23 protein-coding genes are annotated in these 19,539 nt (G+C 37.4%); all 23 read left to right on the top strand.

The features are described 5' to 3' along the window. Window positions 1–118 precede the first annotated feature (118 nt). On the top strand, window positions 119–1,657 hold the full coding sequence (gene flxA / locus K350_RS0108740) for a flexirubin biosynthesis tyrosine ammonia-lyase FlxA (RefSeq protein WP_028979588.1): 1,539 nt from the start codon (window positions 119–121) through the stop codon (window positions 1,655–1,657). 137 nt (window positions 1,658–1,794) lie between these two features. After that, window positions 1,795–2,523, top strand: coding sequence for a flexirubin biosynthesis SDR family reductase FlxB (gene flxB / locus K350_RS0108735; RefSeq protein WP_028979587.1), 729 nt, complete (start codon window positions 1,795–1,797; stop codon window positions 2,521–2,523). A gap of 28 nt (window positions 2,524–2,551) precedes the next feature. Further along, entirely contained in the window at window positions 2,552–3,772 is a 1,221-nt protein-coding gene (locus tag K350_RS0108730; protein ID WP_028979586.1) for a beta-ketoacyl-[acyl-carrier-protein] synthase family protein, read from the top strand. A gap of 20 nt (window positions 3,773–3,792) precedes the next feature. After that, the gene (locus tag K350_RS0108725; RefSeq protein WP_028979585.1) at window positions 3,793–4,053 is read left to right on the top strand and encodes an acyl carrier protein; all 261 of its coding nucleotides are present in this window, start codon (window positions 3,793–3,795) and stop codon (window positions 4,051–4,053) included. Between the two features lie 2 nt (window positions 4,054–4,055). Then, complete coding sequence (locus K350_RS0108720; protein ID WP_037574830.1) at window positions 4,056–4,931, top strand: lysophospholipid acyltransferase family protein; 876 nt, start codon at window positions 4,056–4,058, stop codon at window positions 4,929–4,931. Further along, window positions 4,928–5,836: a hypothetical protein gene (locus K350_RS0108715; protein WP_028979583.1), complete on the top strand. Its 909-nt coding sequence runs from the start codon at window positions 4,928–4,930 to the stop codon at window positions 5,834–5,836. Before K350_RS0108720 ends, K350_RS0108715 begins: the two co-directional genes overlap by 4 nt. A gap of 164 nt (window positions 5,837–6,000) precedes the next feature. Then, window positions 6,001–7,137 carry a dialkylresorcinol biosynthesis protein DarB gene (gene darB / locus K350_RS0108710; protein ID WP_028979582.1) on the top strand — a complete coding sequence of 379 codons (1,137 nt, stop codon included), beginning with the start codon at window positions 6,001–6,003 and terminating at the stop codon, window positions 7,135–7,137. Between the two features lie 19 nt (window positions 7,138–7,156). Further along, window positions 7,157–7,615: a hotdog family protein gene (locus K350_RS0108705; RefSeq protein ID WP_028979581.1), complete on the top strand. Its 459-nt coding sequence runs from the start codon at window positions 7,157–7,159 to the stop codon at window positions 7,613–7,615. A gap of 9 nt (window positions 7,616–7,624) precedes the next feature. Next, on the top strand, window positions 7,625–8,017 hold the full coding sequence (locus K350_RS0108700; protein WP_028979580.1) for a DarG family dialkylresorcinol biosynthesis protein: 393 nt from the start codon (window positions 7,625–7,627) through the stop codon (window positions 8,015–8,017). An 8-nt stretch (window positions 8,018–8,025) separates the two neighbouring features. Next, entirely contained in the window at window positions 8,026–9,021 is a 996-nt protein-coding gene (gene darH / locus K350_RS0108695; RefSeq protein ID WP_245598584.1) for a BtrH-related acyltransferase DarH, read from the top strand. A 3-nt stretch (window positions 9,022–9,024) separates the two neighbouring features. Further along, complete coding sequence (locus K350_RS0108690) at window positions 9,025–9,762, top strand: ABC transporter ATP-binding protein (protein WP_028979578.1); 738 nt, start codon at window positions 9,025–9,027, stop codon at window positions 9,760–9,762. 1 nt (window position 9,763) lies between these two features. Then, a complete protein-coding gene (locus K350_RS0108685; protein WP_028979577.1) occupies window positions 9,764–11,041 on the top strand; it encodes an ABC transporter permease in 1,278 nt (425 codons plus the stop codon). 51 nt (window positions 11,042–11,092) lie between these two features. Then, entirely contained in the window at window positions 11,093–11,530 is a 438-nt protein-coding gene (locus tag K350_RS0108680; protein ID WP_028979576.1) for an acyl-CoA thioesterase, read from the top strand. Then, a complete protein-coding gene (locus K350_RS0108675) occupies window positions 11,527–12,672 on the top strand; it encodes a beta-ketoacyl-[acyl-carrier-protein] synthase family protein (RefSeq protein ID WP_028979575.1) in 1,146 nt (381 codons plus the stop codon). The genes K350_RS0108680 and K350_RS0108675 overlap by 4 nt, the downstream gene beginning before the upstream one ends. Further along, window positions 12,669–13,301 carry a beta-ketoacyl-[acyl-carrier-protein] synthase family protein gene (locus K350_RS0108670; RefSeq protein WP_028979574.1) on the top strand — a complete coding sequence of 211 codons (633 nt, stop codon included), beginning with the start codon at window positions 12,669–12,671 and terminating at the stop codon, window positions 13,299–13,301. The genes K350_RS0108675 and K350_RS0108670 overlap by 4 nt, the downstream gene beginning before the upstream one ends. Before the next feature lie 8 nt (window positions 13,302–13,309). Further along, window positions 13,310–13,567, top strand: coding sequence for a phosphopantetheine-binding protein (locus tag K350_RS0108665; RefSeq protein ID WP_028979573.1), 258 nt, complete (start codon window positions 13,310–13,312; stop codon window positions 13,565–13,567). Between the two features lie 6 nt (window positions 13,568–13,573). Continuing rightward, window positions 13,574–14,782, top strand: a complete 1,209-nt coding sequence (locus K350_RS0108660; protein ID WP_028979572.1) for a beta-ketoacyl-[acyl-carrier-protein] synthase family protein — start codon at window positions 13,574–13,576, stop codon at window positions 14,780–14,782. A 3-nt stretch (window positions 14,783–14,785) separates the two neighbouring features. Then, window positions 14,786–15,838 carry a beta-ketoacyl synthase chain length factor gene (locus tag K350_RS0108655; RefSeq protein ID WP_051312993.1) on the top strand — a complete coding sequence of 351 codons (1,053 nt, stop codon included), beginning with the start codon at window positions 14,786–14,788 and terminating at the stop codon, window positions 15,836–15,838. Then, window positions 15,832–16,611, top strand: a complete 780-nt coding sequence (locus K350_RS0108650) for a polysaccharide deacetylase family protein (protein WP_028979570.1) — start codon at window positions 15,832–15,834, stop codon at window positions 16,609–16,611. Before K350_RS0108655 ends, K350_RS0108650 begins: the two co-directional genes overlap by 7 nt. After that, window positions 16,598–17,245, top strand: a complete 648-nt coding sequence (lolA2, locus tag K350_RS0108645; RefSeq protein WP_051312992.1) for a flexirubin biosynthesis/transport protein LolA2 — start codon at window positions 16,598–16,600, stop codon at window positions 17,243–17,245. Before K350_RS0108650 ends, lolA2 begins: the two co-directional genes overlap by 14 nt. After that, on the top strand, window positions 17,223–17,861 hold the full coding sequence (gene lolB2, locus K350_RS30950) for a flexirubin biosynthesis protein LolB2 (protein WP_028979568.1): 639 nt from the start codon (window positions 17,223–17,225) through the stop codon (window positions 17,859–17,861). Before lolA2 ends, lolB2 begins: the two co-directional genes overlap by 23 nt. Window position 17,862: 1 nt before the next feature. Further along, window positions 17,863–18,231 (top strand): ApeI family dehydratase, encoded by a 369-nt coding sequence (locus K350_RS0108635; RefSeq protein ID WP_028979567.1) that lies wholly within the window; start codon window positions 17,863–17,865, stop codon window positions 18,229–18,231. Between the two features lie 105 nt (window positions 18,232–18,336). Then, complete coding sequence (locus K350_RS0108630; RefSeq protein WP_037574825.1) at window positions 18,337–19,539, top strand: DUF2062 domain-containing protein; 1,203 nt, start codon at window positions 18,337–18,339, stop codon at window positions 19,537–19,539.

Here is a 19,539-nt window from a genome sequence, read left to right as displayed (position 1 = left end):
TTGAAAAGTTATAAGTTTTTTTACAATTAATCGTATTGGGAACTAATATTGGTTTTTTACGATTATCCGCTTCTGTAGGGTTAGTAAAAAATAATCTAAAATTGATTTTATAAGTCTGATGGTTACTATTGGAGAAAAAAAGCTCGATTTGTCTGAAATTGAAAGAATATTGACGGGTAAAGAGCTTATTACAATTCATACATCTATTGAAGAAAGAATAAAGAAAAACCATGATTTTTTAAGTTATTTTTCAAAAGATAAACTGATCTATGGAATCAATACAGGGTTTGGGCCAATGGCTCAATACAGAATTGACGAAAAGGATCAGATTGATCTTCAGTACAACCTTATCAGAAGTCATTCATCCGGGGTAGGTGCCGTATTGCCCGATATGTATCTGAAAGCAGTTATGATAGCCAGGTTGAATTCACTATGCCAGGCATGTTCTGGTATTCCTTTCGACGTTGCTGCACTGCTGAAAGATTTGATTAATAACGAAATATATCCGGTTATATTTGAGCATGGAGGTGTAGGAGCCAGCGGCGACCTTGTTCAATTGGCTCATTTGGCGCTTGGTTTGATCGGAGAGGGAGAAGTGTCTTCGAAAAACCAGATAAGACCTGCTTCAGAAGTTTATAAAGAATATAAAATTTCCCCTTTGAAAGTTAGTGGAAGGGAAGGACTTGCCATCATGAACGGAACTTCATGTATGACGGGAATAGGTCTGGTAAATTTGATTCATGCGCAAAACCTTATAGAGTGGAGTACTTATGCCTCTTGTATGCTCAATGAGCTGGTCAACTCCTATGATGATCATTTTTCCCTTGAGTTAAATCAGGTAAAAAGACATAGAGGGCAGTTGGAAATAGCTGAGAGGATGAGAAATATTCTTCACGACAGTAAGCTTACCAGAAACAGACAGGAAGAGCTGTATAAAAAGAAAGTGGAAGAATATGTGCTGGAAGATAAGGTGCAGGAATATTATTCTTTAAGATGTGTACCTCAAATACTAGGGCCGATTAAAGACACCATCAAGTATGCAGAAGAAATTCTGATAAATGAGCTGAATTCGGCAAATGATAATCCTGTCATTGATTCAATAGCTGAAAATGTATTCCACGGAGGTAATTTTCATGGTGATTACATTTCTCTGGAAATGGATAAATTAAAAATTGCCATCACGAAGCTTTCTATGCTTGCAGAAAGGCAATTGAATTACCTGATGAATAATAAACTAAATGGCAAGATTCCTCCATTTGCAAATCTTGGTAAACTAGGTTTGAATTTTGGAATGCAAGGTGTTCAGTTTACTGCAACTTCTACAACTGCAGAAAATCAGGTTTTAAGTAATCCTATGTATGTTCACAGTATTCCTAATAATAATGATAATCAGGATATTGTTAGCATGGGAACCAATTCTGCCTTGCTTACCAAAAAGGTGATTGAAAATACTTTCGAAGTAATATCAATAGAGATGATGTCAATTCTTCAGGGAATAGATTATCTGGATATTGAAGGTAAACTGTCTGGCAAGACTCATAAGGTTTATCAAGCTTTAAGGAAAATTTTCCCAAGGTTTGAAAATGACCTTCCTAAATATGGTGATATCAAAAAAGTCAAGCAGTATTTGATTGATAATAAGCCTGATAGCATTTAAAATAAAGGGGAATCCTTGAAATTAGGGCTGGGTAGAAATATATTTTATTATATTTGTAGATAATGTCTACACTTATCCTAGATCATTAACCTGATATGCAGGAAATTGTTTGAAAGAAATAATAAATTTTTTTAATAATGAAATACGCTTTAGTTACAGGAGGTTCAAGAGGGATTGGAAGAGCTGTGTGTCTGAATCTCGCAGAGATGGGCTATAAAATTCTCATCAATTTTCAATCAAACGTTCAGGAAGCAGAAAAGACACTTGAGCTAATAAGAGAAAAGGGTAGTGATGGTGAACTAATGCAATTCAATGTTTCTAAAAAAGAAGAAGTTGAAGGCGTCTTGGGAACCTGGCTCGAAAAAAATCCTGATAAAGTAATAGAGGTTTTAGTCAACAATGCCGGAATCAGAAAAGATAATCTTCTGATGTGGATGAGTGAAGAGGAGTGGCATGGTGTACTTGATATAAGCCTTAATGGTTTCTTTTACATAACCAGACTGGTTGTAAAGGGAATGTTGGTTAATAAATATGGAAGAATAGTAAACGTTGTCTCTCTTTCTGGAATCAAGGGAATGCCGGGACAAACAAATTATTCTGCCAGCAAAGCAGCAATAATAGGAGCAACAAAAGCCTTGGCGCAGGAAGTAGGGAGAAGAGGAGTAACCGTCAATGCCGTGGCTCCAGGCTTTATTGTAACAGATATGACAAAAGATATTAATGAAAAAGAATTTAAATCATTAATTCCTTTGGCCAGATTTGGAACTGCAGAGGAGGTTTCGAATGTTGTATCATTTCTAGCTTCAGACAAGGCATCATATGTTACCGGAGAGGTAATATCTGTAAATGGAGGATTGTATACCTAGTATTTAATATAAGAATCACCTAGTATAAATGAACAGGGTAGTTATTACTGGAATTGGTATTTATTCCTGCCTGGGAACAGGCCTGGATCAAGTGCGCGATTCTCTTTATAAGGGAAAGTCAGGAATTGTATTTGATGAAGAGCGAAGAATTATGGGTTTTCGTTCGCCACTTACCGGGATGGTTGAAAAACCGGTTCTGAAAGGAATACTTGACAGAAGACAAAGAATTGGTCTGGCGGAACAAGGTGAATATGCTTATCTATCTACTTTGGAAGCAATTAAAAATGCTAAGCTCGATGAAGAAATTATTGACAGAAACGAGTTTGGTGTGTTGTTTGGAAATGACAGTTCTGCAAGAGCTGTAATTGAAGCAACGGATATAATAAGAGATAAAAAAGATACCACACTGGTAGGTTCCGGATCTGTATTTCAGTCAATGAATTCCACAGTAACCATGAACCTGGCAACAATATTTAAGCTCAAAGGTGTAAACTTCACTGTTAGCGGAGCCTGTGCCAGCGGCTCTCATGCTATCGGAATAGGTTACTTTCTGATCAAACATGGACTTCAGAAGGGGGTAATTTGTGGAGGAGCACAGGAAATCAATCCGTTTTCAATGGGTAATTTTGATGCGTTAAGTACGTTTTCAGTAAGAGTTGATGAACCTACAAGGGCATCAAGACCTTTTGATAAAAACAGAGACGGCCTGGTACCTAGCGGTGGGGCAGCAACTGTTATTATTGAAAGCTATGAATCGGCTATAGAAAGAGGTGCACCGATTCTTGCCGAAATTATCGGATATGGATTTTCTTCAAACGGAGGCCACATCTCGCAACCAAATGTTGAAGGTCCCGTAAGGGCACTGGAAATGTCTTTGAGGGATGCAGGAATTCCAGCGGATTTAATAGATTATGTTAATGCTCATGCAACGTCAACACCTGTTGGAGATATGTATGAAGCTAGGGCTCTGGATTCCGTTTTCGGAAGTTCAAAACCACTGGTAAGCTCAACCAAGTCAATGACAGGGCATGAATGCTGGATGGCAGGAGCGAGTGAAATAGTTTATTCATTGTTGATGATGCAAAATGATTTTGTTGCACCAAACATCAATCTTGAAACCCCAGATGAGGATTCCGCAAAACTAAATATCGCTACAAAAACAGTTGAAAAGAATATCGACACTTTGCTGTCTAATTCATTCGGCTTCGGAGGAACCAACTCCTCATTAATATTAAAAAAGGTAAAATAAAAAATATACTTAGAGGTAAAATGAAAAATCAGGAAATTATTGAAAAAATTAATGGCTTTTTGGTTGAAGAGTTTGAGGTGGATGCTGATAAAATAACTCCCGAAGCCAACCTGAAAGAAACCCTTGGTCTTGATAGCCTTGACTATGTAGACCTTGTAGTTGTTATTGAAAGTAATTTCGGATTTAAAGTTAAAGGTGAAGATTTCGTCGGAATTGTTAACTTCCAGGATTTTTATAACTACATTTTAAGTAAGGTAGGCGAGAAACAGGAAGCTAAGTAATAATGGCCTGGAAAGGAAAAACCCAGGGTTCCTTATTAGGACACAAAATATTTGTATTCCTGATCAGGCACCTTGGTCTTAAAATCGCATATCTGGTACTTCGTTTTGTTGCACTTTACTATTTGTTTTTCTCATTAAAGTCAACCAAATCATCATTCCATTTTTTCAGAGAAATTCTCAAATATAAGTACTTCACAGCCTGGCTTAAAGTATATAAAAACTATTATGTTTTTGGACAAACCTTAATAGACAAGGTTGCTATTATGGGGGGAATAAGAAACAGGTTTACCATAAATCATGATGGCCAGTTCCATTTGAGGGAAATTGCCGCTCAAGGTAAAGGTGGAATTTTTATCAGTGCTCACATAGGCAATTATGAGGTCGCAGGCCATCTCTTAAATGAGATCAAAGCAAAAATAAATATTGTCATGTTCGATGCAGAGCATGAAAAGATTAAAAGTTATTTTTCTGAAATATACGGGGAACGACCTGTTAATATAATCCCAGTGAAAGATGATCTTTCTCACATCTTCGAAATTAATAAAGCTTTAAAAAATCAGGAGATTATCTGCATTCATGGTGACAGATATGTAGAGGGAGGAAAGGTTATTTCAACTGATTTTCTGGGAAAAGAGGCCCTTTTTCCATTAGGTCCTTTCCAGCTTGCAAAGGCTTTAAAAGTACCTTACAGCTATGTATTTGCTGTAAAAGAAACAGACAAGCATTATCACTTCTTCGCTACACCCCCAAAGATTAGTAATGGAAATGTCGAGGAAATGGTGAAAGAATATGTAACAGAAGTTGAAAGGATGGTAAAAACTTATCCGGAACAATGGTTTAATTTTTATAACTTCTGGGCAAAAAACTCACATTCATGAAAAAAGTACTTGTTCTTTGGTATTCACAAACCGGTCAATTGACAGCAGTAGTGAAGTCTGTTTGTTCAGGATTGAATAAAAAAGATATAGAATTTACTTTTGAACAACTCCAGCCTGAGAATAACTATAATTTTCCCTGGTCTGCAGATGAATTTTTAGACGTGTTTCCCGAAACCGTTCATCAGGAATCTGTAAAAATGAAACCTCTTCAAATTCAGAATTCTGATTTTGACCTTGTAATATTCGGATATCAGCCATGGTATTTGTCACCCAGTTTACCTGCTTGTTCATTTCTCCAAAGTGAAGAAGGAAAAAGGATTTTAAAAGGTAAACCGGTCATAACAGTTATAGCTTGCCGCAACATGTGGATTTCAGGCCAGGAAAAGGCGAAAGCCTATATAAAAGCAGCAGGGGGGCATCTCGTTGGAAACATTGCTTTGTTTGATAAATCACATAATCTGGTAAGCCTTGTTACAATCATTGGTTGGCTGATGAAAGGAAAGAAGGCAAATTATTGGGGATTTTTGCCAGCTTCGGGAGTTTCAGATTCGGACATCAAAGGGGCTTCGGCATATGGAGAAATTATCTATAAATATTTATCCGGAAATCAACTGGAAAACCTCCAGGATTCTCTGGTAAAAGCAGGAGCTGTAGAAATCAAACAGCCATTGATGACCATGGAAATGACTGGGTCTAAGATATTTAAAATCTGGGCTAAAGCTATCAGCAAATTAGGACGTTCAGGTAATTCAAAACGAAAAGCAGCTTTATCATTTTTTTTATATTATCTAGTATTTGTAATCATCATTGGTACTCCAATTATGTTTATAGTTGCAAATATTAAAAGAATACTTCTATGGGGGCCAATGAAAAGGAAGGTGGCTTATTTTTCCGGGGTGAAATAGAGCTATTTTCAATCCCAACCGGCGTTAAATTTAATATTTAAAGTATTATTTTTAGCGATTCTTAAGAGGAAATCCATTAGTTTTACTGTTTGTTTGACTTAAGCATTTAGTTGACTGCGGTTTTCTACCGGTTCAATTAGAGTTTTTCATAAGAGAAGTTATTAATGAAGGAAGTATTTATAACAAGGGTTGCGAAATATTTGCCTAATGATCCGGTTTCAATTGATGAAATGGAGACTTACCTGGGATTTATTAATGGCAAACCTTCGAGAGCTAAGAAAATAGTATTAAGGAATAATGGTATTAAAACAAGATACTATGCGCTTAACAAAGAGGGTAAACTAACTCATAATAACGCTCAGCTGGCGGCAGAAGCTGTCAGATCTTTATTCGACAGTTCATTTAATCAGGATGATATAGAACTGCTTGCATGTGGTACTTCATATCCTGATCAAATCATGCCATCTCATACAATTATGGTTCACGGTTACCTCGGAGGAAGACCGTTGGAAACTTATTCTCCAATGGGAAATTGTTGTTCGGGAATGCATGCGCTGAAGATTGGTTTTATGTCTATTCAGTCTGAAAATACTTCAAATGCTGTAATCGTAGGCTCAGAACTTTGTTCTCCTATGCTTCAGGCTAAAAATTATGAAGAGGAAGCAAAAAAGATCGGAGAAATGGAGGAAAAACCAATTCTCGCTTTTGAAAAAGATTTCTTGAGATGGATGCTTTCCGACGGGTCAGGTGCTTTTCTTTTGGAGGATAAACCTGCTGAGAATGGTTTGTCACTAAAAATAGAATGGGTTGATAGTGTTTCTTTTGCCAATGAAGTGGAGACTTGTATGTATGCTGCTTCTGACAAAGATGAAAAAGGAAATCTTATAAGCTTTAAACAAATGGATCCTAAAGCTATTGCCGACAACTCTGTAATGGCAATGAAACAGGATGTCAAACTGCTGGATCAGCATATTTCTGTTTTAGCTGCAAGGGCTTTAAAGGGAATCTGTAAAAAGCGAAATTTTGACGTTAAAGAAATCAATTATGTACTTCCACATCTTTCCTCGGAGTTCTTCAGGTTTAAGATTGCAGAAGAACTATCAAAGTATAATATTGAGATTCCTCAGGAAAAGTGGTTTACTAATCTCACCAGTGTAGGAAATATCGGAGCGGCTTCAGTGTTTGTGATGGTAGAGGAAATTTTAAGTTCAGGGAAATTAAATATAGGCGATAAATTATTGCTGGCAGTTCCGGAAAGTGCACGATTCTCTTATTCGTATGCGCTTCTGACTGTCTTTTAAGTTTTAAAATTTTATTAAAATGAATTCCAATAGTCCAATTTACGAAGGCGATGTAGTTGTTAATATGGTTCCTCAAAAAGAACCATTTGTAATGGTAGACAAGCTTTTGTTTTCTGATGATGTAAAAACTGTAAGCGGACTGACTCTGAAAGAGGATAATATTTTTTCTTATAACGGCTTTTTCAGAGAGCCAGGGCTGGTGGAGAACATGGCTCAGACGGCTGCTCTTCGTATGGGATACGAAATTAACAGACAGAAATCTGACAATAGTGGTGAGTTAAAAGGGGCTCCTGTTGGATATATTGGGGCAATTAAGGGATTGAAAATCCATTCACTGCCTCCTGTCCATTCCGAGCTGGTGACCGAGGTGAGATTTGAAAATGAAGTAATGGGCGTCCTGCTTATTAAAGCATTTTGTACCTGCAATGGAAATGCAGTTGCTGAATGTGAAATGAAAATTTTCGTTAAAAAAGATTAATTAGCTTTTATGGAAAAAGATCAGGTTCCTCAGGATCATGGTGCACTTGAAGGCGTCAGGAAAGTTTTATATGCAACTGATAAAAACGGTACTTATACAAAAGTTAAGACTGCTGGTTGGGAACCTGAAAATATCGCTCTGGACCAAGCCTGGGAAGTAATCAATGAAAAGGTTGAAGCGGCAAGACAGAAGGTGGTGACCGGTAAAGCCAGTCCATTGCTTTTTCATCTTGAAAAAAATATGATTACTAAAGGGATGCTGGCAGAATTGTCCGGCGTTTCATGGTTCAAAATTATCTGGCATTTGCGCCCTTCTGCATTTGCAAAGCTAAGCCAGAAAACCCTTGAAAAATATGCCCGTGCTTTGAATATATCTGTAGCACAACTAAAAAAAACTGAATAACCTTGGAAGTGCAATTTGAACATAATCAGAGTGCGCACTGTGAAAATGGTGCAGTATCTAATCTACTTAAGTTCCACAATCTTGGTATCTCTGAGCCAATGGTTTTTGGTGTAGGCTCAGGATTGTTTTTTAGCTACCTGCCATTTGTTAAACTAAATGGATTACCCGTTACCTCTTACAGAATTCTTCCAGGATGGATATTCAAAAGGGTAAGCTCAAGGCTTGGCATTTCCATACACTCCACAACTTTCAGAAGTGAAACAAAAGCGATGGAAGAGTTGGATAGGACTTTAGAAAAGGGCTTGCCCGTCGGATTGCTAACAAGCGTGTTTTATCTTCCCTATTTACCTAAAGCTTTACGATTTCATTTTAACGCTCACAATATTGTTGTTTTTGGAAAGAGAAATGGAAAGTATTTGGTGAGCGATCCGGTTCTTGAAGAGACTTGTGAAATAGATTATGATGATCTGGTGAGAGCCAGATTTGCAAAAGGGACAATGCCTCCCAAAGGTAAAATGTACTACCCGACTGCAGTACCATCTTCATATGACTTTAAACCTGCAATTGTCAAAGGAATTAAGCAGACAGCAGGAGATATGTTGAATGTCCCTATTCCGCTTTTTGGTGTGAAGGGAATCAGGTTTCTTGCTAAGAGCCTGAAAAAATGGCCAGATAAGCTTGATGAAAGAAGGGCGATTTTATATCTGGGACAAGTAATAAGAATGCAGGAAGAAATCGGAACAGGAGGTGGAGGGTTTAGATTTATATTTGGTGCATTTCTTCAGGAAGCATCTAATCATCTTCAACAACCATGGCTTCAGGAAGTAGCTCAGGAAGTTACCGAAACCGGAGACAGGTGGAGAGATTTTGCATTTGAAGCAGGAAGAATCTGTAAAGGAAGGGCTTCTTCTGCTGTATCTTATACAACATTATCAGATATATTACTGGAATGTGCAGATCGTGAAAAGGCAATCTTTACCAAACTGAAAAAAATTAGTTTATAAAAAGTGGTTCAGGTAAATAATCTTTTCAAAACCTATAAAAAGGGATTTGCTCCTGCGCTCACGGGTGTAAATTTGACTATTCAAAAGGGCGATTTTTTTGGATTACTTGGTCCTAATGGAGCCGGTAAAACTACTTTGATTTCCATTATCTGCGGGCTTTCTTCTGCAAATATCGGTACTGCTTATATGAATGAAACCGATATCCTGAAATTCCCTGAGAAAATAAAAAAAATTTACGGGCTGGTTCCGCAGGATATAGCTTTATACCCTTCGCTGACTGCGGAAGAAAATCTTAGTTTCTTTGGACGCATGTATGGCATACCTGGAAATACTATCAAAAGTGAAGTTGATTTTTGGCTTACCAAAATGGGCCTGTCAAATCATCGCTATAAAAAAATAAGCGAGTACTCCACTGGTATGAAGCGCCGAGTAAACCTAATTGCAGGTATCCTTCATAAACCTTCTATAATTATCCTTGATGAGCCTACAGTGGGCGTTGACGTTCAATCTCGTGTGCTCATTCTGGAAACCCTAAAAGAAATCAACAGTAAGGGAACTACAGTAATTTATACAAGTCACTACCTGGAAGAAGCTGAAGATCTTTGCAACAGAATTGCCATCATAGACAAAGGCAGAATCATTAAGGAGGGAGCACCAGCACAACTGATAGCCCAGGAAAATCCATGTTCAAATCTGGAAGACCTGTTTATCAAACTTACAGGAAAGGAATTGAGAGATTAACATGAAAGTTTTCTTTGCCATTTATAAAGAACTTTTGATCCTGATCCGTGACAAAGCGGGTCTGGCAATCTTGTTTCTGATGCCCTTAACAATGATCATCATCATGGCATTGATTCAAGATGGTCCTTTCAGGGATTATCAGCAGGCGGAAATAAAGGTAATCATCTTAGATCAGGACAGAGATGAATGCGGCAAGGCTATAGCACAAGGCCTGAGCCAGGCAGGGATATTTAAGGTAACACAGTCAGAATATTCAAAAACTGATATAAACAATATCAGAGAAGAAGTAAATAATGGAACTTACAAAGTTGGAGTAATTGTCCCTCCCGGTACTTCTTTGATGCTGCAAACCCATATCAGCAGAGACATCAGCAGGGCTTTTGGAGAACTTACCAATGGTCCTTCTGATGGTATCAAAGATTCTCTGCATGCAGCCGTTCAGGTTATTTATGATCCAGCTTTACAGGCATCCTTCAAAAAGTCAGTACAACTGGCTTTGGATAAAATCCTGGATGGGTATCAAGCCAGCCAATCTATAAAGGTCATCTCGCAACATCTTTCTCAGTATTTTCCGAATGGGAATCAGTTTAGTATTGATACAAGAAGATTTATAGAGTTAGACCAGAAAGCAGCTAAGCCTGAATTAGAAGGTTTGTCTATGAATTCAGTGCAACATAATGTTCCAGCCTGGACAATCTTTGGAATTTTCTTTATCGTCCTTCCTTTAGCTGGCAGCATCATAAAAGAAAGAGAAGATGGCAGTGCTTTGAGATTAAAAACGATTCCTGGTACTTCTTTAGTGGTAATGATTGGCAAGGTTGTGGCCTACTTGTTAATTACCCTGGTGCAGTTTGCGCTGATGATGCTGGCAGGAATTTACTTAATGCCGCTTCTAGGTTTACCTTCCCTTGATATCGGGCAAGACGCACCAGCACTTGTATTAGCAGTAGTTTCTATCGGATTAGCAGCCACGGGTTTTGGCGTGCTCCTGGGAACCATATTTAAAACTCATCAGCAATCTTCCACATTTGCAGCCGTTTCTATAGTAATACTTGCGGCAATAGGAGGTATCTGGATACCGGTTTTTGTGATGCCGGAAATATTAAGAAAAATGAGTGTCATTTCTCCCTTGGGATGGGCTATGGAAACTTTCTATAATCTATTTCTGAGGGGAGCAGGGGTACAGGAAATATTGCCCGAAATTTCAGCGTTGATTGGTTTTTTTGGAGCAATGCTAATTATGGCCTATTTTTATAATAAATTTAAAGTCAGAAGTTAATGAAGACTAGGCTTTATAATCAAAAAGAATTCGGATTTTAATAAATAAGAGTTGGAAACAAATTTACTAGTTGCCAGGACAGAGATAAAAGTCAGATTTTGCGAGGTGGATGCGATGGGTATTGTCTGGCATGGAAATTATCTCAAATTTTTTGAAGACGGAAGGGATGCATTCGGGAAGGAATTTGACCTTGATTTTGTTGAATTATACAGCTCACAGGGGTATTTAACTCCTCTTGTAACAGCAAACTGCGATTATAAAAGGCCTCTAAGACTTCAGGAGAAAGCAATTGTAGAGACTACATTTGTTCCAACCGAAGCAGCAAAAATCATATTTGATTATAAAATATTCAGAGATACTACAAGGGGACGGGAAGTGCTTACAACAGGAAAAACCATTCAGGTTTTTCTTAAAGATGGCGAACTTTCTATTACAAATCCTGATTGCTATCAGCAGTGGAAAGAAAAGTGGCTTTATAAAAAAGGATGAAATCAGTTTTTTTAATATCGGATAATGTCATCACCTCTCTGGGTTTTACAACTGGGGAAAATGCTGCAAAAATGAGGGAAAAATGCTCCGGAGTATTGCTTTCGGAAGATCATTTTATTTCCCCGACTCCATTTTATGCATCATTAGTGAACACTCCTTTATTAGAAGAATCATTTGGCAGGTTAAATTCAAAAGTAGGTTATACGAGGCTTGAGAAAATGATTATCACAAGTATTTCGGATGCTCTGGATAAAACTAACATTGATCCGGCATCTAATGATACTTTATTTATCATTTCCACTGCCAAAGGAAATATAGATTTGCTGGAAGAAAAATATAACCACAAATTTCCCAAAGAACGTTTGAAGCTGGCGGTATTGGCCAGAGTTATAAGTTCTTTTTTTCAAAATTCTAATCAGCCACTTGTGGTATCCAATGCTTGCATATCAGGCTCAGTGGCAATACTCTTAGGAAAGAGAATTTTAAATGAGGGAAAATACAGAAATATAATTGTAGCCGGAGGAGATGTTATCTCTGAATTTACAGTATCGGGTTTTCAGTCTTTTAAAGCAATTGGAACTGGACCTTGCAAACCATATGATGAAGGGAGAGATGGAATAAGTCTGGGCGAAGGCGCAGGAACTGTGATTCTTTCTGTTGAGCCGGAAAACAACACTTCTGTTGCGGTAAAAGGTGGAGCGATCAGCAACGATGCCAACCATATTTCTGGCCCTTCGAGAACAGGAGAGGGTTTGTTTCTTGCAATAGATGGTGCTTTAAAAGATGCCTCCATTTCTGCAGAAGAGATTGATTACATTTCGGGACACGGCACTGCTACGAATTACAATGATGAAATGGAATCTAAGGCGATTCATTCTGCCAAACTGGAACTTGTGCCGATGAACAGTTTGAAAGGATATATTGGACATACGCTTGGAGCGGCTGGTATTGCAGAATCTGTGATGGCAGCTTATTCCATGAAAAATAATATTCTGTTTGCGACAGCAGGATTTTCTAAAATGGGAGTTACTCAGCCGGTAAATGTACTGAGTGATTGCATGGAGAAAAAGGTTAAGAGAGTTTTAAAAACAGCTGCCGGTTTCGGAGGATGTAATGCAGCGTTGATTTTTGAGAAACAATGAGCAGTAAAGGTTTTATAAAATCATATTCGATCATAAGAAATAATCAAGCCATTCTGAATGGTGAGGAATTTCTTAAAGGAGCCCCGGAAGATGACTTTGCTACCTTTATCAGAAGCCTTTATAAAAGACTTGAAATAACACACTCTCCATTTTACAAAATGGATGATATGTGCAAGCTTGGATTGATGGCAACCGAGTTGATTCTGAAAGACACTGCAATTAAAGAAAAATATACAGATACAGAAATTGGTGTGGTACTTTCGAATTCAAGTTCGAGTTTGCATACTGATGCTTCTTATTATGAAACAGTTAAGGATAAAAGTAATTACTTTCCAAGTCCTGCTGTGTTCGTGTATACTTTGCCAAATATAGTTATTGGGGAAATTTGTATCAGAAATAAGATAAAAGGTGAAAATACTTTTTTTATTTTTGAAGAATATAATCCTGAGTTTATTACAGATTATGTCAATAATCTCTTCTCTTCAGGAAAATTAAAATCCTGTGTTGCCGGTTGGGTAGAGTTTTGTGAAGGCAAATATGAGGCCTTTGTATACCTAGCTGAAGCTGCTCAAGGAGAGAATAGAATAATGCACACAACAGAACAAATTAAAAAAATATATAATTTTTAAGTTTTATTATGGAAGATTTAGTAAACCAATTAAAGGTTCAAATTATAAAGGCCCTTAAACTGGAAGATGTAAAACCTGAAGACATCAACCCTACAGCACCTTTGTTCGGAGACGGACTTGGTCTTGACAGCATAGATGCGCTTGAGCTAATCGTTCTTCTTGAGAAGGAATATGGTTTGAGAGTAGAAAATGCAGCTTCAGCTAAAAAGATATTTTCATCGATCAAATCGATGGCAGACTATATTGCAGAGCATAAAAAAGCGTAATCAGGAATGAGTAAAAAGGTTGTCATTACCGGTCTTGGAGTTATCTCTTCTATTGGAAACAATGTGCAGGAGAACTATAACTCATTGACTTCTTTAAGGCCTGGTATAGGGCATATTCAAAACCTTGATACTGTTCATAAAAATATCATTCCTGTATCGGAAGTAAAGCTTTCAGATAAGGAACTTGGTCAAATGGCCGGATTTGATATGAATCGGCCAGTGACAAGAACTACTTTGTTAGGAATCATTGCTGCAAGAGAAGCGTATCTTGCAGCTGGCCTGGATAAAGTTGCCAAACTCAGGACAGGTTTTATATCAGCCACTTCTGTAGGTGGAATGGGCAAGACTGAAATGCTTTATCAGAGATATCTTGATCCTTCAGACAAAGGGGATTTCATGAAATTCCTGGAAACTCACGACTGTGGGGAGAGTACTGAAAGAATTGCTGAGGTCTTGGGAATTAAAGACTTTATGACAACGATTAGTACTGCATGTTCCTCTTCTGCAAATTCTATTATGCTTGGAGCCAGAATGATAAAGGCAGGAATGATCGATAGAGTTGTTGCCGGAGGAGTAGATTCTCTCACAGTATTTACGATCAATGGTTTTAATACATTGATGATTCTGGATAAAGAGCATTGCAGACCTTTTGATGATAGCAGACAAGGATTAAATCTTGGAGAAGGCGCAGGCTATATCGTGATAGAGTCTGAAGAAGCTGCGAAAGCCGGAAACAGACCGATTCTTGCTGAAGTTGGAGGATATGCCAATACCAATGATGCTTATCACCAGACTGCAAGTTCTCCAGACGGGCAAGGCGCATTTCTTGCTATGAAAAAGGCGCTTGAAGTGGCAGGATTAACGGCTGAGGAAATTGATTATATCAACGTTCACGGGACAGGCACTCCCAATAATGACTTGTCTGAGGGAACAGCAATGACCAGACTGTTTGGTGCTCAGGTTCCGAAATTCAGTTCTACCAAATCATATACAGGCCATACCTTAGGTGCGTGTGGTGGTATTGAGGCTGTTTATTCTACTTTATCCATTATGAATAAAACCATCTTCCCAAATCTTAATTTTAAGGCGAAGATGAAAGAGCTGGACCTTGCTCCTGAAACTTCATTACTATCAGGTGTAGATATCAAAAGTGTACTTTCCAATTCATTTGGTTTTGGAGGGAATAACTCAGCTCTTGTTTTTAAGAAGATTTAAATTATGCAGATTTATATTAATGGTCTTGGTAATGTCTCTCCCCAGAATACTCTGGACAATTCCTCTTTTCTGGAAGAGATAAAATATCATCAGGATTATTTTAAAGTGGTAGAGCCAAATTATAAGGAGTTCATATCGCCGGCTGCTGCACGAAGAATGGGGAAGGTTATAAAAATGGGTGTAGCAGCTGCTAACTATTGTCTCAGAGATGCAAAGGTTGAAAATCCTGATGCAATCATTACGGGTACTGGTATGGGTTGCCTCGAGGACACTGAGAATTTTCTCTGTAATATACTTAATAACAAAGAACAGTTTTTAACACCAACTTCATTTATCCAATCAACGCATAATACTGTTGGTGCTCAGATTGCATTACTTCTTACCTGCAATAATTATAATTTCACCTATGTTCACAGAGATTTTTCGTTCGAAAGCGCTTTTGTGGATTCTTTACTTCTTTTGAAAGAGGGGGAAGCCAGTAATGTTCTGCTAGGTGGAGTAGACGAAATTACACCTAACCATTATTCCATTCATGCCAAAAAAGGTTTGTGGAAGACAGGGGTACAAACCTCTGAAATTTTTAACAAAAATCCAGATGGGACAATGCCTGGTGAAGGTGCTACATTCTTTTCTCTATCTTCAAGTCCAAATGATCCCTATGCCACTGTGCTGGCAGTAGAAATGCTGTTTAATACAAATGGCAAGGAAGATCTAAAAAAGGTTCTGGACAGAATTCTTTCTTCTAACAACATACAATCTAAAGATATTGATCTGATATTGTTAGGAGCCAATGGCGATAAGGAAGGGGATAAAGTATATTCAGAATTTAAAGAAAATTTCTTTAAAGAAAATAATTCTGCAGCTTTCAAAAATCTTTGCGGCGAGTATTCTACAGCTTCCGCATTTGGAGTTTGGCTGGCTTCCCAGATTCTAAAGAAAAAAGAAATTCCTACATGTGTTTCTTTGACTCGCAATTCTGACAAGGAAGTGAACAAGATTCTTTTGTATAACCACTACTGCGGAAATCATTCCCTCATTTTACTATCCTCATGTTGAGGTTTAAGCTTGTCAGTGCATTATTTTTTATAATTTCGGTACTCCTCCTTTACCTGGCGATCGAAAAAGGTTTTTCTTTTTGGTGGCTGGTACTTTCTGTTTTAGGTTACTCCGGGGTTGTATTTTACGGAGTGACTTATTTGAGTGCAGGCTTTTTTGTAAAAGCTGTTTGTGCTGGTCCTGACAATAAGAAAGAACTATGCATAACCTTTGACGATGGTCCTCATCCCGAAATAACTCCCAGAATATTACAAATTTTAAAAGAGCATTCTATTCCTGCTGCATTTTTTGTTATTGGAAAAAACATTGAGGGAAACGAAGCTTTACTAAAAAAAACAGATCAGGAGGGGCACATCATTGGAAATCATACCTTCAATCATTTATTCTGGTTCGACCTGAAATCACCTTCAGGCATGAAACTTGAACTGAAGCAAACCGATGATAAGGTCAGGGAAGTTTTGGGTAAATATCCATTGTATTTCAGACCACCCTATGGAGTAACGAATCCACCTTTGTATAAGGCGCTTAGAGATTCAAGATATTCTGTAATTGGTTGGAATGTTCGTTCCTTCGATACTGTTGTAATGGATAAAAACAGTTTGTTGGATAAACTGAAAAAAGCACTGAAACCAGGAGCTATTTATCTGTTTCACGATACCAATGACCGCACTGTTGAAATTTTGGAATCATTTATTCTTTATGCAAAGGAAAATGGATATTCTTTTGTATCAATTGAGAAGTTTGTAAATAAAAATGCATATGCAGTTAATTAAGAAATTCGGATTTATTCTTTCGCTTATTTTTGGTCTTACCACAATAGCTTTTAGTCAGCATACTGGTTTTGGTCCGCTAACAGATTCGGTTTCATTTAAAAATAATCTTGCTAAAACAGCTAAAGAGACCAAGACCATTCAAAGTGAATTTGTTCAGGAGAAAAACCTAAGTGTACTTGCAGAGAAAATTATTACCAAAGGCAGTTTCATGTTCAAGAAGGATAACATGCTGAGATGGCAGTATACAGATCCATTTCAATATTTGATCATCATGAATAAAAACAAAGTCTATATCAAAGACGACTCCAGGGAAAATAAGTATGACATGCAGTCAAACAAGATGTTCCAGGAAATCAACAATATGATTGTCAATAGTGTGCAGGGAAATGTGTTGAATAGCAAAGATTATAAAATCAAGTATTATCAGAATGAAAAGTACTATCTGGTAGACCTTACTCCTCTGAACAAGAATATGAAGGGGTTCCTGAAAACCATCAGTTTATACTTTGACAAAAAGGATTATACAGTTTCTAAACTGACAATGACTGAGCCCTCAGGAGATTATACCAATATCGCTTTCACTAATAAAAAAGTAAATGCCGAAATTCCGGATGAGAAGTTTCATATTAAGTAGTGTCCTGATTGTTCTGCTATTCTCATGTAAGGGCTCTAAAACAGCAAGTACAGGGGAAGAAAGAAGGCCTCTGAAATCAGGTGAGCTGGTATCGCTTTTTAAAAGTGACAGCGGAGCTTTTGTATATAAAACTGCGGTAGATGTTTATGGCCATTACCTTAGCGGTTTGTTAATTATAAAAAACACAGAGCCGGATAAGTACAGACTTGTATTTACAACAGAAGTAGGAGTCAAACTTTTTGATTTTGAGCTAGGTCCTTCTGATTATTTTAAGGTACACTACTGTATTGACCAAATGAATAAGAAGGTTGTAATTAACCTTTTAAGAGATGATTTCAGGCTTTTGCTTATGAATCCATTAATTGCTTCAGAAGCAGTTGTTTCAAAAGATAGCACGCATGTAATTTACAGACTCAGAGGAAAGAAGGAAGAAAATTCCTATTTTTACAAACTTGATGATGGCAAGTTGTTAAAAATAATGACGACCTACGGAAAGAAGTCGAAGGTAAAAGTGGAGATCTTATTTACCGATTATTCAGGCGCAGTACCTTCCAATATTCTGCTGGATCATCAGAATATTAAGTTGACAATTAAGATGAGTCTTTTGAAAAGATAATATGTTACAAGAGAAAAATTTCTATAAAGTACAAACAGCAGAGCCGGTTGCGGAAGGCTCATTAAAAGTTAGAGTTGAGCTGAACGAAAAGCATAAAATATTTGAAGGCCATTTCCCGGGAAATCCAGTTGTGCCGGGAGTATGCATGGTGCAGATGATTAAAGAAATGCTTTCTTCAGCTTTAGGAAAAGAACTGATATTGGTTACCGGAGATAATCTGAAGTTTATGAATATTGTAAATCCAAAGGTAAATAAGTTCCTTGATTTCGATATCAATTATAAAAATCTGGAAGATTCTGTTATTAAGGTAAACAATACCATATTTTTTGAAGATAAAGTATTCTTTAAGTTTAGTGGAACCTTCAGATAGTAGCCATTCAGAATTGATTAATATTTTTTGCTTTTGAGGAATTAAACAGGCGGGGAATACGTTATTAATCAGTTTTTTGACTAAATATTCAATATCAAATTATTCATGCAATCTCTGAAAGATACCTATAGGGAAAAGTTTGACAAGCTTAAATGTTGTGTGCTTATTCCTACATACAACAATGAAAAAACTTTGTCCAACGTGATCAGGGATGTACTGGAATATACGGCAAATGTCATTGTTGTTAATGATGGCTCTACAGATTCTACACGTGGCATCCTTGAGTCTTTCACTCAGGTTAAGGTAGTTCAGCAGCCTCATAATATGGGCAAAGGCATGGCCCTTCGCACAGGGTTCAAAGCTGCTTTTGAACAGGGATATCAATACGCTATTACTATAGATTCAGATGGTCAGCATATGGCATCGGATCTTCCTGTATTTATAGATAAGATTGAAAAAGAACCAGGGACACTTATTGTAGGGGCAAGGAATATGGAGCAATCCTCTGTGCCCGGCAAAAGCAGCTTCGGACATAAGTTTTCCAATTTCTGGTTTTGGTTTGAAACAGGAGTAAAACTTCCCGATACTCAGTCAGGATATAGGCTTTATCCCTTAGAGCCTTTATATAAAATGAAATGGTTCACCAGAAAATATGAATTTGAAATTGAGAATATAGTAAGAGCTTCCTGGAAAGGTGTAAAGGTTGATTCAGTGCCAGTTCAGGTATATTATGGTAAAGAACGTGTAACGCACTTTAGGCCGTTTAAAGATTTTAGCAGAGTAAGTGTGTTGAACACTGTACTGGTTGTGATTGCAGTTCTTTTTATCAAACCTTTTAAAGTAGTCAGAAGTCTTAACAGAAACAGTATTGCTGACTTTTTCAAAAAGTATGTTTTCAACAGAGACGAATCTGATTTAAGAAAGACATTCGCTGTGATGTTTGGAGTTTTCATGGGAATAGTGCCTATATGGGGTTTTCAGCTGATAGTTGGAATAACGCTGGCACATCTGATGAAATTAAATAAGGTGCTATTTGTAACAGCTGCACATATTAGCATACCTCCTATGATTCCCATTCTTATTTTCCTGAGCTATAAGTCAGGAGGTATGGTGTTGCCTAATGGTAAAGATGTTTTGATATTCAACAGAGATATAACATTAGAAAATGTTAAAGCAGATCTCTTCCAATATACCGTAGGAAGCATGTTGCTTGCAGTAGCTGCAGCTGTGTTGTTTGGTCTTATTACTTATTTATTATTAAAAGTTTTTCCTGCGAGGCAAAAACTAAATACTGAAATTTCAAGCTGA

This window comes from Sporocytophaga myxococcoides DSM 11118 (assembly GCF_000426725.1).
Classification (GTDB): domain Bacteria; phylum Bacteroidota; class Bacteroidia; order Cytophagales; family Cytophagaceae; genus Sporocytophaga; species Sporocytophaga myxococcoides.
This window is presented reverse-complemented; position numbering and strand designations above follow the sequence as displayed.

Bases quoted from the DNA above. Each gene is read 5' to 3' on its own strand.
- flxA (WP_028979588.1), top strand. From the start codon at position 119: ATGGTTACTATTGGAGAAAAAAAGCTCGATTTGTCTGAAATTGAAAGA.
- K350_RS0108720 (WP_037574830.1), top strand. From the start codon at position 4,056: ATGGCCTGGAAAGGAAAAACCCAGGGTTCCTTATTAGGACACAAAATA.
- K350_RS0108630 (WP_037574825.1), top strand. From the start codon at position 18,337: ATGCAATCTCTGAAAGATACCTATAGGGAAAAGTTTGACAAGCTTAAA.
- K350_RS0108685 (WP_028979577.1), top strand. From the start codon at position 9,764: ATGAAAGTTTTCTTTGCCATTTATAAAGAACTTTTGATCCTGATCCGT.
- K350_RS0108635 (WP_028979567.1), top strand. From the start codon at position 17,863: ATGTTACAAGAGAAAAATTTCTATAAAGTACAAACAGCAGAGCCGGTT.
- flxB (WP_028979587.1), top strand. From the start codon at position 1,795: ATGAAATACGCTTTAGTTACAGGAGGTTCAAGAGGGATTGGAAGAGCT.
- K350_RS0108665 (WP_028979573.1), top strand. From the start codon at position 13,310: ATGGAAGATTTAGTAAACCAATTAAAGGTTCAAATTATAAAGGCCCTT.
- K350_RS0108715 (WP_028979583.1), top strand. From the start codon at position 4,928: ATGAAAAAAGTACTTGTTCTTTGGTATTCACAAACCGGTCAATTGACA.
- lolB2 (WP_028979568.1), top strand. From the start codon at position 17,223: ATGAGAAGTTTCATATTAAGTAGTGTCCTGATTGTTCTGCTATTCTCA.
- K350_RS0108670 (WP_028979574.1), top strand. From the start codon at position 12,669: ATGAGCAGTAAAGGTTTTATAAAATCATATTCGATCATAAGAAATAAT.
- K350_RS0108705 (WP_028979581.1), top strand. From the start codon at position 7,157: ATGAATTCCAATAGTCCAATTTACGAAGGCGATGTAGTTGTTAATATG.
- K350_RS0108675 (WP_028979575.1), top strand. From the start codon at position 11,527: ATGAAATCAGTTTTTTTAATATCGGATAATGTCATCACCTCTCTGGGT.
- lolA2 (WP_051312992.1), top strand. From the start codon at position 16,598: ATGCAGTTAATTAAGAAATTCGGATTTATTCTTTCGCTTATTTTTGGT.
- K350_RS0108655 (WP_051312993.1), top strand. From the start codon at position 14,786: ATGCAGATTTATATTAATGGTCTTGGTAATGTCTCTCCCCAGAATACT.
- K350_RS0108700 (WP_028979580.1), top strand. From the start codon at position 7,625: ATGGAAAAAGATCAGGTTCCTCAGGATCATGGTGCACTTGAAGGCGTC.
- K350_RS0108650 (WP_028979570.1), top strand. From the start codon at position 15,832: ATGTTGAGGTTTAAGCTTGTCAGTGCATTATTTTTTATAATTTCGGTA.
- K350_RS0108660 (WP_028979572.1), top strand. From the start codon at position 13,574: ATGAGTAAAAAGGTTGTCATTACCGGTCTTGGAGTTATCTCTTCTATT.
- K350_RS0108730 (WP_028979586.1), top strand. From the start codon at position 2,552: ATGAACAGGGTAGTTATTACTGGAATTGGTATTTATTCCTGCCTGGGA.
- darB (WP_028979582.1), top strand. From the start codon at position 6,001: ATGAAGGAAGTATTTATAACAAGGGTTGCGAAATATTTGCCTAATGAT.
- K350_RS0108725 (WP_028979585.1), top strand. From the start codon at position 3,793: ATGAAAAATCAGGAAATTATTGAAAAAATTAATGGCTTTTTGGTTGAA.